Source organism: Pedobacter africanus, from assembly GCF_900176535.1.
Taxonomy (GTDB): Bacteria; Bacteroidota; Bacteroidia; order Sphingobacteriales; family Sphingobacteriaceae; genus Pedobacter; species Pedobacter africanus.
In genome coordinates, this window is sequence record NZ_FWXT01000005.1 from 298,384 (window position 1) to 314,323 (window position 15,940).

Annotated in this window: 14 protein-coding genes; 11 read left to right on the forward strand and 3 right to left on the reverse strand. The window is 41.1% G+C overall.

Annotated features, from left to right (window positions below; genetic code table 11):
• Window positions 1-51: 51 nt before the first annotated feature.
• On the reverse strand, window positions 52-2,271 hold the full coding sequence (locus B9A91_RS23300; protein ID WP_084241465.1) for an NADP-dependent isocitrate dehydrogenase: 2,220 nt from the start codon (window positions 2,269-2,271) through the stop codon (window positions 52-54).
• A 212-nt stretch (window positions 2,272-2,483) separates the two neighbouring features.
• Here B9A91_RS23300 and B9A91_RS23305 point away from each other — a divergent pair, with 212 nt between their 5' ends.
• The 7 genes from B9A91_RS23305 to B9A91_RS23335 all read left to right on the forward strand — a co-directional run bounded on the left by B9A91_RS23305 (window position 2,484) and on the right by B9A91_RS23335 (window position 9,217).
• On the forward strand, window positions 2,484-3,362 hold the full coding sequence (locus B9A91_RS23305; RefSeq protein ID WP_084241466.1) for a cell division protein FtsX: 879 nt from the start codon (window positions 2,484-2,486) through the stop codon (window positions 3,360-3,362).
• Complete coding sequence (locus B9A91_RS23310; protein WP_084241467.1) at window positions 3,362-3,586, forward strand: DUF3098 domain-containing protein; 225 nt, start codon at window positions 3,362-3,364, stop codon at window positions 3,584-3,586. The genes B9A91_RS23305 and B9A91_RS23310 overlap by 1 nt, the downstream gene beginning before the upstream one ends.
• A gap of 9 nt (window positions 3,587-3,595) precedes the next feature.
• Entirely contained in the window at window positions 3,596-4,390 is a 795-nt protein-coding gene (locus B9A91_RS23315) for an undecaprenyl-diphosphate phosphatase (protein ID WP_084241468.1), read from the forward strand.
• On the forward strand, window positions 4,390-5,118 hold the full coding sequence (gene truB / locus B9A91_RS23320; RefSeq protein WP_084241469.1) for a tRNA pseudouridine(55) synthase TruB: 729 nt from the start codon (window positions 4,390-4,392) through the stop codon (window positions 5,116-5,118). The genes B9A91_RS23315 and truB overlap by 1 nt, the downstream gene beginning before the upstream one ends.
• Entirely contained in the window at window positions 5,118-5,981 is an 864-nt protein-coding gene (locus B9A91_RS23325; RefSeq protein WP_084241470.1) for a YitT family protein, read from the forward strand. Before truB ends, B9A91_RS23325 begins: the two co-directional genes overlap by 1 nt.
• Window positions 5,982-5,983: 2 nt before the next feature.
• Complete coding sequence (locus tag B9A91_RS23330) at window positions 5,984-6,916, forward strand: bifunctional riboflavin kinase/FAD synthetase (protein WP_084241471.1); 933 nt, start codon at window positions 5,984-5,986, stop codon at window positions 6,914-6,916.
• A 75-nt stretch (window positions 6,917-6,991) separates the two neighbouring features.
• Window positions 6,992-9,217, forward strand: a complete 2,226-nt coding sequence (locus tag B9A91_RS23335; RefSeq protein ID WP_084241472.1) for a cation:proton antiporter domain-containing protein — start codon at window positions 6,992-6,994, stop codon at window positions 9,215-9,217.
• A 9-nt stretch (window positions 9,218-9,226) separates the two neighbouring features.
• On the opposite strand, the gene B9A91_RS23340 is transcribed toward B9A91_RS23335, so the two are convergent.
• Both B9A91_RS23340 and uvrA read right to left on the reverse strand, forming a co-directional pair.
• Window positions 9,227-9,838 carry a LysE family transporter gene (locus tag B9A91_RS23340; RefSeq protein WP_235012666.1) on the reverse strand — a complete coding sequence of 204 codons (612 nt, stop codon included), beginning with the start codon at window positions 9,836-9,838 and terminating at the stop codon, window positions 9,227-9,229.
• A gap of 49 nt (window positions 9,839-9,887) precedes the next feature.
• Complete coding sequence (uvrA, locus tag B9A91_RS23345) at window positions 9,888-12,698, reverse strand: excinuclease ABC subunit UvrA (RefSeq protein WP_084241474.1); 2,811 nt, start codon at window positions 12,696-12,698, stop codon at window positions 9,888-9,890.
• 264 nt (window positions 12,699-12,962) lie between these two features.
• On the opposite strand from uvrA, the gene B9A91_RS23350 reads away from it, so the two are divergent.
• From B9A91_RS23350 to recA, 4 genes are all read left to right on the forward strand, one after another.
• On the forward strand, window positions 12,963-13,538 hold the full coding sequence (locus B9A91_RS23350; RefSeq protein WP_084241475.1) for an RNA polymerase sigma factor: 576 nt from the start codon (window positions 12,963-12,965) through the stop codon (window positions 13,536-13,538).
• A 133-nt stretch (window positions 13,539-13,671) separates the two neighbouring features.
• Complete coding sequence (locus B9A91_RS23355; RefSeq protein WP_144009028.1) at window positions 13,672-13,869, forward strand: hypothetical protein; 198 nt, start codon at window positions 13,672-13,674, stop codon at window positions 13,867-13,869.
• 63 nt (window positions 13,870-13,932) lie between these two features.
• On the forward strand, window positions 13,933-14,595 hold the full coding sequence (nth, locus tag B9A91_RS23360) for an endonuclease III (protein ID WP_084241477.1): 663 nt from the start codon (window positions 13,933-13,935) through the stop codon (window positions 14,593-14,595).
• Window positions 14,596-14,727: 132 nt separating this feature from the next.
• Window positions 14,728-15,741, forward strand: coding sequence for a recombinase RecA (gene recA, locus B9A91_RS23365; RefSeq protein ID WP_084241478.1), 1,014 nt, complete (start codon window positions 14,728-14,730; stop codon window positions 15,739-15,741).
• Window positions 15,742-15,940: the final 199 nt, after the last annotated feature.

Genomic DNA, 15,940 nt, shown 5'->3' on the forward strand with positions numbered 1-15,940 from the left:
AAAAAGGCCCGTCTGTAAAAACAAACGGGCCCTTTATCAGCTGATGCAGGTTTATAAACCTGCAAGGGCTGTATTCAATGTTTCACTTGGTCTCATTGCTGTAGAAGCCAGGTCATCATTAGGGTTATAATAACCACCGATATTTTGAGGTTTGCCTTGTGCTGCTATCAATTCAGCAGAGATTTTTGCTTCGTTCTCTGTTAAAGTCTTGGCCAGAGGAGCAAATTTTGCCTGCAGTTCTGCATCTTTAGTTTGCGCTGCCAGGTTCTGTGCCCAATACATAGCCAGGTAAAAATGCGAGCCCCTGTTGTCGATCTGTCCGACCTTACGGGCAGGCGATTTATCGTTAGCCAAAAATGTTTCTGTTGCAGCATCCAGCGTTTCAGCCAATACCAAAGCTTTAGGATTATTTTGTGTCTGCCCAAGATGTTCTAAAGAAACCGCCAATGCGAGGAACTCCCCCAAAGAATCCCAACGTAGGTACCCTTCCTCCAGGAACTGCTGAACATGCTTAGGTGCAGAACCGCCGGCACCAGTTTCAAATAAACCGCCGCCGTTCATTAACGGGACTATAGACAGCATCTTGGCCGATGTGCCCAGCTCCAGGATCGGAAACAAATCTGTTAAATAGTCACGCAACACGTTACCTGTCACTGAAATGGTATCTTCACCTTTACGGATTCTGTTTAGGGTAAATTTAGTGGCCTCAACCGGTGAAAGGATACGGATATCTAATCCGGTGGTATCCTGTGCCGCCAGGTATTTGTTTACCTTTTCAATAATCTGCCTGTCGTGCGCTCTGTTTTCATCCAACCAGAACACAGCAGGTGTGGCCGATAAACGAGCCCTGTTGACAGCAAGTTTAACCCAGTCCTGAATTGGCGCATCTTTGGTCTGGCACATACGGAAGATATCACCTTTTTCTACTTTCTGATCAAAGAAAAGTCTACCATCACCATCCGTAACGCGAATGGTACCGTTGGCTACAGCCTGAAAAGTTTTATCATGAGAACCATACTCTTCTGCTTTTTGCGCCATTAAACCTACGTTAGGCACAGAACCCATGGTAGTTACATCAAAGGCGCCATTGGCTTTACAATCGTCAATTGTTGCCGTATATACACCAGCATAGCAGCGATCAGGAATAATAGCAATGGTATCCTGTTGTTTGTTGTCTTTATTCCACATTTGTCCGGATGTACGGATCATTGCCGGCATCGAAGCATCAACAATTACATCAGATGGCACATGCAAATTGGTAATACCCTTATCGGAATTTACCATTGCTATTGCTGGCCCATTTGCAATCGCCGCATCAATTGCAGCTTTTACCTCTGCTTCCTTGACATTTCCCGCAATCTTGGCGTAAACATCACCCAGGCCATTCCTGGTATCAATGTTTAATTCTTTAAACAGATCGGCATATTTGGCAAAAACATCTGCAAAGTACACTTCAACTATGGCACCGAAAATGATTGGATCGGAGACCTTCATCATAGTTGCCTTTAAATGCGCAGATAACAGCACCCCTGCAGCTTTTGCTTCAGCTATAGCTTTTGCTACGAATGATTTTAATGCGGCGAGGTTCATTACCGAACTATCAATCACCTCGCCTGCTTTTATTGGAGATAATCCTTTTAGCTCGGTGACCGCACCGTTTACATCAACAAATTCAATTTTGAACTGCGTGGCCTCGGCTACAGTAAGTGACTTTTCTGATCCGTAGAAATCGCCTTCAGTCATACTAGCTACTTTTGTTTTAGAATCAGCAGACCATGCACCCATAGAATGTGGGTTTGCTTTAGCATAATTCTTAACCGCTTTAGGTGCCCTGCGGTCTGAATTACCTTCACGCAGCACAGGATTAACCGCAGATCCCAGTACCTTTGCATATTTTGCTTTGATTGCTTTTTCCTCCTCTGTCTGGGCATTTTCCGGATAATCCGGAATGGCAAAGCCTTGCGACTGTAACTCAGCAATGGCCTCGGTAAGCTGAGGGATAGAAGCCGAAATATTTGGCAATTTGATAATATTGGCTGCTGGTGTTGTAGCCAGCTGTCCAAGCTCTGTCAACGCATCTCCAACTTTTTGATCTTCCTTTAAAAACTCAGGGAAGTTTGCGAGGATCCTTCCGGCTAACGAAATATCCCTGCTTTCTACATCAATACCCGCTGAGGCTGTAAAAGCTTGTACAATCGGTAATAATGAATAGGTTGCCAGCATTGGCGCTTCATCTGTTTTGGTATAGATAATTTTTGATGTGTTCGACATATTTTTATAAATACGATTATTATGAATGAAAAATAAGCAGATCGTTTATGAATAAACTTGCTTTTGATTAAATCGCCTAAAGATAGAACAAACAGATGAATTTAATGGCATCGGGCTCATGAAAAGAAAATATTTTCTCATGAAATTACGTTGTACCTTTGTACATTAATTGCTTATATTTTTTAATTTCGCAAAACATTAAAAACAATTACATGGAAGAATTTGAAGTTAGTGATGCTTCTAAGAAGACAAAAACCATTTATATTTCTACTATTTTCAGCATCGCCCTGGTTTTATTGATGCTTGGAATGCTGGGATTGATTTTAGTGCATGCGAAAAACCTTTCAAACTACGTAAAAGAAAATATTGTTTTAAATATCATTGTAGACGAGGGCGCTAAGGAAACAGAAGTACTTGCTTTCCAAAAAGAACTGAATGCCAACCCTGCCATCAAGAGTACAGTTTATGTAAACAAGGAAATGGCTGCCAGAAACCTGACTACAGATCTGGGCGAAGATTTTGTAAACTTTTTAGGTTACAACCCACTATTGTCTACCATCGATGTTTACCTGAAAGCAGATTTTGCGAATAACAAAAGTATTGATGCCCTGAAGGCAAACATTGGAAAAAACCCAATCGTTAAAGAAGTAATCTACCAGAGTTCGCTGATAGATATGGTGAACAAGAACATCAACACCATAGGGCTAATCATTTTGGGTTTTGCAGTGATATTACTGGTCATTTCTGTCGCCCTGATCAACAATACCATTCGCCTCGCTATTTACTCGCAGCGGTTCCTGATCAAAAGCATGCAGCTGGTAGGTGCAACAAGGAATTTTATACGTAAACCTTTCATTTTAATTGCGGCATTACATGGGTTAATTGCTGCGTTTATTGCCATTTTAATTTTGCTGGGCATCCTATACTATGCCCAGAAGGAAATCCCTGAAATGATCATATTAAGAAGTTATAGCGAATTTGGAATTGTACTGATCGGCCTGGTTGGTGTAGGCATTTTCATTACCGCTATCAGCACCTCATTTGCGGTAGGCAAATATTTAAATCTAAAAATTTACGACCTTTACAGATAATGGTAGAAAAAAAATCAGCACCTGCAAGTCAGGGCACAAAAAATGAACTTGTGTTCAATAAAAAGAATTATCAGTTGTTATTGATCAGCATTGCCATTGTTGTTGTTGGCTTTATCCTGATGATTGGCACTACAGACATCTATGATTTCCGTAAGACCTTACTGGCCCCAATGGTAGTTTTATTTGGCTTTGGCTTTGGTGTTTACGCCATTTTAAAAAAATAAGGCAGGTTAATGAATTATTTACAAGCCCTTATTCTTGCTGTAATAGAGGGATTAACTGAGTTTTTGCCGGTTTCATCAACCGGCCATATGGTTATTGCCAGTTCCTTCATGGGAATCGGGAAAGATGATTTTGTGAAATTGTTTGAAGTTGCCATTCAGCTGGGCGCAATTTTAGCCGTGGTGGTTCTGTACTGGAAAAAGTTCTTCAACTTCAGCAAATGGCAATTCTACGTAAAGCTGCTCATTGCTGTGATACCCGCATTGTTTTTCGGATTTCTTTTAAACGATTTTATTGATGAAACGCTTGGAAACCCCCTTTTTATTGCTGTAGTCTTACTACTGGGCGGTATCGTATTGTTATTTATAGATAAACTTTTCAAAAACCCAACGGTAAGCGACGAAAAAGAGATCAGCAATTTAACTGCTTTTAAAATAGGATGTTTCCAGGTGCTTGCAGTTGTGTTTCCCGGACTAAGCAGGAGTGCAGCCACCATCATTGGCGGTATGCAGCAAAAACTAACCAGGCATGTTGCGGCCGAATTTTCATTTTTCCTGGCTGTACCCACCATGTGTGCCGCAACCGGGTATAAATTATTAAAGGGTTACCACTTGCTGAATGCAGAAAATGTTAAATTGCTGTTATTTGGTAACCTGATTGCATTTATTGTGGCAATTATCGCCATTAAATCTTTTATTGGCTTTTTGTCCAAACATGGCTTCCGTATTTTTGGCTGGTACAGAATAATTATTGGTGTGGTCCTGATTGCACTTTATTATTCAGGAGTTGAAATGAACGTATTGTAATGACAAATCATCGAGAAGAGCCGACAGCAAGCAAAATATTTCCTGATTTTAACTTTGCCGAAGGAGAACTGTTGCTCATCAATAAACCTTATGAATGGACCAGTTTTGATGTTGTTGGAAAGATAAGGAACTCTTTAAAGCCCCTAAAGCTAAAAGTTGGCCATGCTGGCACTTTAGATCCGCTGGCCACCGGCCTGCTGATCATCTGTACCGGAAAGCTAACCAAACAGATAGATAACTTTCAGGCTGAAGAAAAAGAATATACAGGCACAATGGTGCTTGGGGCAACAACGCCTTCCTTTGACCTGGAGACAGCTGTAGATCAGCAATTTCCACTCGACAATCTTACGGAAGAGGCCATTTATGCAGCCACCGCACCTTTTATTGGGGACATACAACAATATCCACCTGCCCACTCCGCTGTAAAAGTAAATGGCGAACGCCTGTATGTAAAAGCACGTCGTGGTGAAGAAACAGAATTGCGGCTGCGCAATGTAACTGTACCTTCATTTGAAATCACCAGGATCGCATTACCTGAAGTTGATTTCCGGATTGTTTGCAGCAAAGGAACCTATATCAGGTCATTGATCTCTGATTTTGGTAAACAGCTAAACAATGGCGCTTACCTGTCCAAACTGGTTAGAACAAGAAGTGGAAGCTTTTTATTGCAAAATGCCTTTGAAGTAAAGGAACTGGTTGATTATATTAGGAGCAAAAAAACGGGATAATGAGAGGGCATACCAAACCCACTAAGCTGAACTTTGTTAAAAACGTGTTTTTGATTACATGTGGCATTGTATCGGCATGCTTTGGCTTAAAAAGTTTTTTGCTCCCAAGTGGCTTTATTGATGGTGGGGTAACAGGTATCTCATTGCTGGTTAGCAACGTAACCGGGCTCAAGCTCTCTTACCTGATTGTATTGATCAATGTGCCTTTTGTACTGTTGGGTTATCGGCAAATAGGCAAAGTTTTTGCCATCAAAACGTCTGTTGCCATTTCTCTTCTGGCCATTTCACTGATCATAGCTCCTTTTAAACCCATCACACACGACCCCTTATTGATAGCCTTTTTTGGTGGTTTGTTCCTGGGGGGAGGTATAGGACTGGCCATGAGAGGTGGCTGTGTAATTGATGGGACAGAAGTACTCGCCCTATACATCAGCAAACACAGTACACTTACAGTAGGCAATATCATTTTGATCCTGAATATTGTGATCTTTTCCTTCGCCGCTATACTCTTAAGTATTGATACCGCACTGTATGCTATCCTCACTTATCTTTCGGCCTCAAATACCGTTGATTACATTGTAAACGGCATTGAACAATATACCGGTGTAACGGTAATTTCCGAAAAGAATGAACAGATCAGAAAGTTCATCATCAACAGGATGAAAAGGGGCGTTACCATATACAAGGGTGAAGGCGGGTACGGTACGAAAAAAGATATCAACATTTTATATACTGTTGTAACCAAACTTGAAATGGGAAAATTACAGACCGCAATCAGGCAAATTGATCCGGATGCCTTTGTAATACAACAGCAAATCGCAGACATAAAAGGCGGGGTGGTAAAACGCCAGGCCTTACATTAACTATGAAAACATATCATCATCTCTCTGAGTTCGAACGCTTAAATAATGCAGTTGTCACTATTGGTACCTTTGATGGCGTACATTATGGCCACCAGAAAATCATTAAAAGGCTTTGCGAGCTGGCCAAAACAACTGGCGGTGAGAGTGTGATCCTAACTTTTTTTCCGCACCCGCGGTTGATCATTGATCCGGAAAATAAAGATTTAAAAATGATCAACACCATTGACGAAAAGGCAGACATATTGGCAAGACTGGGTGTGGATCACCTGATCATTACCCCCTTTACGCGTGATTTTTCGAACCTGAGCCCTGCGGAATACATCAAAAACATCCTGGTAGATACCATCGGCGTTAAACAATTGATTGTCGGTTACGATCATCGTTTTGGTAAGGACCGTAAAGGCGGTATGCCAGAGTTGAAAGAAATGGCCAAAAATTATAACTATAAAATAGAAATGATACCTGAGCAGGACATTAACGATGTTGCTGTAAGCTCTACTAAGGTCAGAAACGCACTTTTAAATGGTGAAGTAGCCCTGGCAGCTCAATACTTAGGTTACAACTTCTCATTACATGGCCGTGTAATTAAAGGCGATAAGATTGGCAGGACCATCGGTTTTCCTACCGCAAATATTTTTATCGGGGAGACCTACAAACTCATTCCCTCTGATGGAATCTACGCTGTAACGGTAGACATGTCTGGTCAGACTTTTAAAGGAATGGCCTATATCGGACAACGTCCCACAATTAATGGAATGACCAGGAATATTGAAGTAAATATCTTTGATTTCAACCAGGAAATCTATGGTCAGGACATTACCATGACTTTTCTTGAATTCCTGCGGCATGATGTGAAATTTACAGGACTGGAAGCGCTTAAGTTACAACTACAACAGGATAAGGAAGACACACTGGCCTACTTCAACAAAATGTAACAATTTAGAAAAACCTGCTCCTTTCCGTTAAAAAGGCACTTTTTTTTTGTATCTTACGAGAAACCCTTATTCTCTATGATACATCTGCCTGTATTAATTACTGATTTAGGCCTCATACTTGCCGCTGCCGGAGTAACTACCCTCCTTTTTAAAAGAATCAAGCAACCCTTGGTTTTAGGCTATATCCTTGCAGGATTGCTGGTTGGCCCGCACATCAAATTTATCCCTACCGTTACAGATAATGAGAGCATCCACATCTGGGCAGAAATTGGAGTAATCTTTTTACTTTTTAGTCTGGGTCTCGAATTTAGTTTTAAAAAACTGGTAAAAGTTGGTGGTTCCGCATCCATAACAGCCATTGTGGAAGTGGTGTTTATGCTGCTGATCGGTTTTGTTGCCGGTAAAGCCATGGGCTGGTCTACCATGGACAGTATATTTCTGGGGGGTATCCTTTCGGTTTCTTCCACGACAATTATCATCAGGGCTTTTGAAGAACTCGGTGTAAAACATAAAAAGTTTGCAGGCCTGGTATTTGGGGTACTTATTGTGGAAGATCTGGTGGCCATCCTCCTTCTCGTACTCTTATCAACGCTGGCCCTAAGTCAACAGTTTGCAGGTGCACAAATGCTCATCTCCATATTAAAGCTGGCTTTCTTCCTGGTGCTATGGTTTATCGGCGGCATATTTTTAGTCCCTACCTTTTTGAAGGCCACTAAAAAACTAATGAATGATGAAACCATGCTTGTGGTATCCATAGCCTTGTGCCTGCTTATGGTACTCCTGGCTGTAAAGGTTGGTTTTTCTCCGGCACTAGGTGCCTTCATTATGGGTTCAATACTTGCAGAGACCACACAGGCAGAGCGTATTGAACATTTGACGAAATCGGTGAAAGACCTCTTCGCAGCAATATTTTTTGTTTCCGTAGGGATGCTGATTGATCCGAAGATCCTGGTGGATTATGCTGTTCCGATTCTGATCATTACGCTGGCCACCATATTGGGTAAATTTTTAAGTTCCGGTATGGGCGCACTGATTTCTGGTCAGCCACTCAAAACCTCCGTCCAAACGGGCTTAAGTCTGGCACAAATTGGTGAGTTTTCTTTCATCATTGCCACTCTTGGCGTATCCCTGAAAGTGACGAGCGATTTTCTTTACCCTATTGCCGTAGCGGTATCAGCCATCACTACCTTTACTACTCCTTATTTAATTAAAGCCTCGGAACCTTTTTATTTCTTTCTGGAACGAAACCTGCCTAAAAAATGGGTCGAGGGACTGAACAGATACAGCTCCAGTACTGCCGGAATTACTACGATGAGCGATTGGAAGATATTGCTCAAATCTTATACTTTTAACATCATTATTCATTCTGTTATTTTAACAGCCATTGTGTTTCTAGGTTACCGGTATCTCCAACCATTTATCACGGCAAACCTCATTGATGGTAATAATGGCATTGTTGTTAGCCTGGTGCTTACTTTAGTGATCATGACCCCATTCCTTTGGGCATTGGCAATCAGACGAATCGAAAGAAAGGCCTACTCTCACCTGTGGCTTAACAAAAAATATACACGGGGACCACTGGTTGCACTGGAAATTCTGCGTATTGCATTGGGCATATTCTTTGTTGGCTTCCTGATTTTCCAGTTTTATAATACCTGGCTGGCAATTGCCATTGCAATAATACTCATTGTTTCAGGGATGTTCATTTTTTCCAGAAAGCTGCAAGGTTTTTACAACCGCCTGGAAAGTCGTTTTTTATTGAACCTCAACGAACGTGAAGCACAGAATAAACAACCCGAGATATTACCATGGGACACCCACCTGGCGGAACTGGTCATCGCCCCTGAGTCCAAGCTGGTTGGACAAACATTGGTTGAACTATCTATCCGTGAAAAATACGGTGTTAATATCGCGCTGATTGAACGCGGCAAAATTATGATCCCCACCCCTGGTCGGGATGAAAGGTTATTTCCTAACGATAAGGTTCTGGTAATTGGTACGGACAACCAACTGGCTTTGGTAAAAGAACTATTTGAAGGTAGTGTGGACGAAAATACGGAAGAAGTGAGTTTCCCTAAGAAGGATATGACCCTGCAAAAAGTGGTCATCAATGCCAATTCCCCTGTTTATGGACAAAGCATCCGAAGTTCCGGGATCAGGGAGACTACGCAAGGGCTGGTTGTTGGTATTGAAAGAAAGGGGGAACGCATTTTGAACCCTGATTCAAATATGGTTTTTGAAAATGAAGATGTTGTCTGGATTGTAGGTAATACCAGAAAAATTCCAGAGCTGCTTGGATAAAAGCTGGACCTATCGCAAATAAATGACCACCTGTTTAACGATCAGGTATAATGCCAGTACCCACAGAAATATAGCAATGGACTTATTGATCAAATAGCTGCTGAGTGCAAATTTTTCCTGAATATAGCGAGCAAAATGCGCGTAGCCATAAAGTGCAAGGGCTGAACCTATACCCGAGCCCAAGCTGAAAATAACCAGTGAAAGGTAGTCTGTTCTGATCCATTCGTGTAAAATCACATAATTACCAAAAAACAGCCAGAATGGAATTTGTACCGGATTTAATATTCCCAGCAACATCCCGTAAAACACACTGCCTCTTTTACTCGAATTGCTGTCTTTAGTTTTAGGGATTTTGTTACGGTGCACCCAGGTAATGGTTCCCATGATCAGGAACAAGATCACCATAAAGGCATCTATGTAAGTACCTATCCTTACCTCATTGATATTGGCATCCAGGTTTACATCGCTTGATACCCAGCGGGCAAAACGCATCATCCCGAAGGTAAAGAAAACTTCAACACAGGAGAAAGAGAGAATAAACGACCAGGCCTGACGCATCCCCCTGTTGATGGTAAGCTGCGCAACTGTCAGGTTAATGTTCCCGGGTGGTATATAGCCCATGGCATTTAACAATATGCCTATAATTAAAGTTAAAAAGAGCATACAGTCGCTAAGATACTATTTCAAAATGGTTTTTTAAAAACTCACCCGTATAGGAACCTTTTGCATTTATCAACTCTTCAGGTCTCCCTTCAAAAACCACGTTGCCGCCTTTATCGCCACCCTCCGGGCCAATGTCAATCACCCAGTCGGCCGATTTGATCATATCCATATTGTGTTCTATTACCAGCACAGAGTTTCCTTGTTCAATTAAGGTATTCAAAGCAATCAATAGTTTTTTAATATCGTGAAAATGAAGACCAGTAGTGGGTTCATCAAAAATAAACATGGTTTTACTGGCGCTGTTACCTTTAATTAAAAAGGATGCCAGCTTAATACGCTGCGCTTCACCACCAGAAAGGGTGTTGGACGACTGCCCCAGGTGCACATAACCAAGGCCTACATCTATCAGGGGCTTTAGCTTATTTAAGATCTTAGGTTCATTGCTAAAAAACTCAACCGCCTCTTCTATAGTAAGGTCCAGAATATCGGCAACATTCTTATCCTGATAAGTTACATCCAGCACCTGTTGTTTAAACCTGCGGCCACCGCAGGTTTCGCATGGCAAATAGATATCGGCCATAAACTGCATTTCGATCTTTACCTCCCCTTCGCCCTGACAAACGTCACAACGGCCGCCCTCTACGTTGAAAGAGAATGCCGCTGGTTTAAGTCCAGCGGCCTTAGCTGCAGGCAATCCTGAAAAAAGAGACCTGATATCGTCCCAGGCCTTCACATAGGTTACAGGATTTGAACGGGATGAGCGGCCTATCGGGTTCTGATCAACCATCTCTACCTGGCTCACCAAGTCGTAATTGCCGTAAATGCCATCATAAGCACCGGTCTGCTCACCCGCATAGTTACCTATAGCCTTTTGCAAAGCAGGATAAAATATCTTCTTGATCAAACTGGTTTTTCCTGATCCAGAAACCCCACTAACCACAGTAAATATGCCCAGAGGAATTTTTACATCTATATTTTTAAGATTATTTTCTCGTGCACCCTTTATCAATATGTGGTCTTTCCAGCTTCTGCGTTTTGCAGGGACAACTATTTTTTGCACTCCAGAGAGATAGCTGCCGGTTAAGCTGTCTTTATCCTTTATGATCTCATGATAAGTTCCGCTGAACACCAGGTTTCCACCATGTGTTCCTGCTTCGGGTCCTATATCAATAATATGATCGGCAGCCTTCATCATTTCCTCCTCATGCTCCACTACCAGGACTGTGTTACCCACATTTCTCAGTGATTGCAGTACTTCTATCAGTTTACTGGTATCTCTTGGGTGAAGACCTATACTGGGTTCATCGAGTACGTAAATAGACCCGACCAGACTGCTGCCTAAAGAAGTCGCCAGGTTGATACGCTGCGACTCCCCACCGGATAGCGTATTGGAAAGACGGTTTAAAGTAAGGTAGCCTAATCCTACATTATTCAAATAAAGTACCCTGTTCCGAATTTCGGCCAGCAAACGTTTGGAGATTTTCTGTTCATTTTCGGAAAGCTTTAGATTTTCAAAGAAACCAAGTAAAGTGGCTAAAGGCATAAGCACCACATCCATGATCGATTTGTTGCCGATCTTTACATAAGATGCGTCTTTACGCAACCGCGAGCCCTTGCAATCCGGGCAAATGGTTTTGCCTCTGTACCTTGATAACATTACCCTATACTGAATTTTATAGGTCTGCTCCTCCAGTTCTTTGAAAAAATCATCGAGTCCGCCAAAATATTTATTACCTGTCCAGATGAGTTTCTGCTCCTTTTCAGTAAGTTCGTTATAAGGCCGGTGAATAGGAAAATCAAATTTCTCTGCATTTCTGATCAGGTGGTTTAACCATTCACGCATCTTCTCTCCGCGCCATGGTGCAATTGCATTGTCGTATACACTTTTGCTCTTGTCAGGGATGACCAGGTCTTCGTCTATTCCGATTACATTACCATAGCCCTCACATCTTTTGCAAGCCCCATAAGGATTGTTGAAACTAAAGAAATTAGGTGTTGGCTCTTCAAAGCGGATCCCATCCAGTTCAAACCTGTCGCAAAAATGGTTCAGCTTACCATCAAATTCTATGTAACAATCTCCTTTACCTTCAAAAAATGCGGTCTGAACAGAATCGGCAGTACGGCTTAAAGTTTCCTCCTCCTGGTTCACCACTATCCTGTCAATCAGAATATTGATGGTATGCTCATCAGTAAGTTCAAAATCCTTAAATTCCTTATCTTCCAGAATATCCTCGATCTTATAAATCTTCTTTTTGTAAGAAATCCTGAGAAAGCCTTTTTGCAGCAAAACCGCAAGTTCTTCTTTAACCGACCTGTTGTTGTGCGGAAAAAGCGGACAAAAAATAGTGACCACACTTTCATCGCCCAAGCCCGATATAAAATCTACTACTGTAGTTACCGTATCTCTTTTAACAATCTTACCCGATTCCGGAGAGTAAGTCTTGCCTATCCGGGAAAAAAGAAGTTTCAGGTAATCATATATCTCTGTTGAGGTACCCACAGTTGAACGTGGATTGGAGGTAATCACTTTTTGTTCAATGGCTATAGCAGGCGCTATTCCTTTAATATAATCTACATCAGGTTTATTCATGCGCCCCATAAACTGCCGGGCATAAGATGATAAACTCTCAACATACCGGCGCTGCCCCTCAGCGTATAAGGTATCAAAAGCGAGAGAAGATTTGCCGGAACCAGACATTCCGGTGATTACTACAAGCTTATTTTTGGGAATGGCCACATCTATATTTTTAAGATTGTGAACTCTGGCACCCTTTATGATGATATTTTTATGTGGATCTTTATTGATTTCCTTATTCATTGATTTCCTGCTAGAATACCGCTAATATAACCCAAATAACGCAATTTTGGTTTTTTACGGAAATGCAAAAATAAGGCACTCAACCCACTTTTAATTTTTTTTAACACTTTTTATATGGTTTTGTAATAAAAAAATGCTTCTTTTGAATATTAACTAGTAAATCAAACCACTAACTGACAAACTAATAGGAGAACTCATATAGAAGAAAACATCTACTAAGTATTTTTTTAGCAAGCAGCAAGGGAATTTAGTACGGATACTCCTATGAAACTACAGCAATATAGTGACCAAGAATTGGTGAAGTTATACCTTACCGGTAATGAAGCGGTTTTGGAAGAACTTCTGAAAAGACATAAGTCAAAAATTTATACCTCAATATATCTATTGGTGAAAGATCAATACCTGGCCGAAGATATATTTCAGGATGCCTTTATTAAAGTAATCAACACCCTCCGATCAGGCCGTTACAATGAAGAAGGCAAGTTTCTGCCCTGGGTAATGCGTATTGCACACAACCTGGTTATCGATTACTTCAGACGTGAGAAAAGAGCCCCCGTAATTACAAGCGCCGATGGCACAGATGTTTTCAATTTGCTTCAGTTTCACGAAGAAAGTGCAGAAGATAAAATGCTAAGGGAGCAAACACATTTTGATCTGAGGGCTATGATCCATTTACTGCCCGATGACCAGAAAGAAGTACTGATCATGCGTCATTATGCCGACCTGAGCTTTAAGGAAATTGCTGACCTAACTGATGTAAGCATAAACACGGCATTGGGACGTATGCGTTATGCCTTAAATAACCTGCGTAAAATGATGAAAGTGAAGGAAATCTCTTAATTATCATGCATATCGTATTAAAAAACGCATATTTCATTTGTAAAAAATAAATTACAATTAATTATAGTTAAGGTTAAAATAAATTAATAGCCATAGCGTTAAATTAGTAAAACTAATACAACGTTATTTGCTTATGATGGAAACCTTTACTTCAATTGACAATTTAAATTACCAGCAACAAAAACAGGAAGAAAATTCTTCCGCAGGGGCTGAGGAAATTGATGCTGCATTTTATGACCACATAAAAACACAGCTGGATATGCTCAAAAGGGAGCCTTCAGAGGAAAGCATCTCCCGGATCCTGGCTTATTCAAAAGCAAAAGTAATTTAAAAAGAACTCAAGCTGTCAGCAACCTGGCAGCTTTTTTTTAGCATAAATTGTCTAAGTTTGCCTATGCTTAAAAAAGAAAGATATCAGCTTTTTGTATCCCACTTTTCTGCCAGGCAACCTGATGCAGAAACTGAATTGCATTATAACAATCCTTTTCAGCTTTTGGTAGCAGTTATATTGTCTGCTCAATGCACAGATAAGAGAATTAATCAGGTTACTCCGGCATTGTTCAAACGTTTTCCCAATGCTAAAGCCCTGGCAGAAACTACTCCAGATATTGTATTCGATTACATCAGAAGTGTAAGTTACCCGAACAATAAAGCCAAACACCTTGTGGGGATGGCCAATATGCTCCTGAATGATTTTAACAACGAAGTCCCTGCTGATGTAAATCAACTCCAGAAAATGCCTGGTGTTGGCAGAAAAACGGCGAATGTGATTGCCTCAGTAATTTATAATGCCCCGGCAATGGCTGTTGATACCCATGTTTTCAGGGTGGCCAACCGCATCGGATTGACCAATGGCAAAACCCCGCTTGCGGTAGAAAAAGATCTGGTTAAAAACCTCCCGGAACACACCATCCATATCGCACACCACTGGCTGATTTTACATGGCAGATATGTTTGTGTGGCGCGTTCGCCCAAATGCAGCATTTGCGAGATTACTCACTTCTGCAGGTTTTATGAGAAAAACTATAAAACAACTAAAATAATTAGTGAAATTTAACTACAGGCAAATTAAAATAAACTTTAATTGTTAAATTAAAATAAAATTCCTTTATATTTGCTAATATAATTAGCACAAAAAATGAATCTGGCCAAAGCAGAGTGGCCATTTTCTTAAAGAACTATAAATGATATGAGCACAAACGCAGACAAACTAAAAGCATTACAACTTACTTTAGATAAGTTAGAGAAATCATATGGTAAAGGTACCGTAATGAAACTTGGAGATGAAGCTGTAGAACCTATAGAATCCATTTCAACGGGTTCCATCAGTCTCGATATCGCCTTAGGTATCGGCGGTGTACCAAAAGGAAGAATTATCGAAATATACGGGCCTGAATCTTCTGGTAAAACCACACTTGCCACACACATTATTGCGGAAGCACAGAAAAAAGGCGGTATAGCTGCAATTGTTGATGCGGAACATGCCTTTGATAAAGGATATGCAAAGAAACTTGGTGTTGATGTAGATAACCTCCTGATCTCACAACCAGACAATGGTGAGCAGGCACTGGAAATTGCGGATAACCTGATCCGCTCAGGTGCAATTGACGTTATTGTAATCGACTCTGTCGCCGCCTTGGTACCAAAGGCTGAGATTGAAGGTGAAATGGGAGATTCCAAGATGGGCCTTCATGCCCGTTTGATGTCCCAGGCATTACGTAAATTAACAGGCACCATTTCCAAAACCGGTTGCTGCTGTATCTTTATCAACCAGTTACGTGAGAAAATAGGTGTCATGTTTGGTAACCCGGAAACAACTACAGGTGGTAACGCCCTGAAGTTTTATGCCTCTGTACGTCTGGATATCCGCAGAACTTCTCAGATTAAAGATTCTGATGAAGTTTCCGGAAACCGTGTAAAAGTAAAAATCGTAAAAAACAAAGTTGCTCCTCCTTTCCGGATTGCGGAATTTGACATTATGTTTGGAGAAGGTATATCTAAAACCGGCGAGATCATTGATCTTGGTGTTGACTTCAACATTATCAAAAAAGCAGGTTCATGGTTCTCTTACGGAGACACCAAATTAGGACAGGGAAGGGATGCAGTTAAACAATTGCTGCTCGATAATCCTGAATTATCAGAAGAAATAGAAGCAAAAATACGCGCTGAGGTAACCGGAGAAAAACTGGAAGAAAAAGCATAGCATTAAAGACATCAAAAGGGCCGATCATATGATCGGCCCTTTTGATTTACCGGTAACTCGGAGACCGTTCTATTTTAGGCGTATTGTTTTGGACCTTGTTCATAAACTTACTATCGAACTTGACGATTGCAATCACGGCAATGACAGCCATTCCGATCAAGACCAGTATACCTATATAATTCCTTTTTTTATCTTTTTT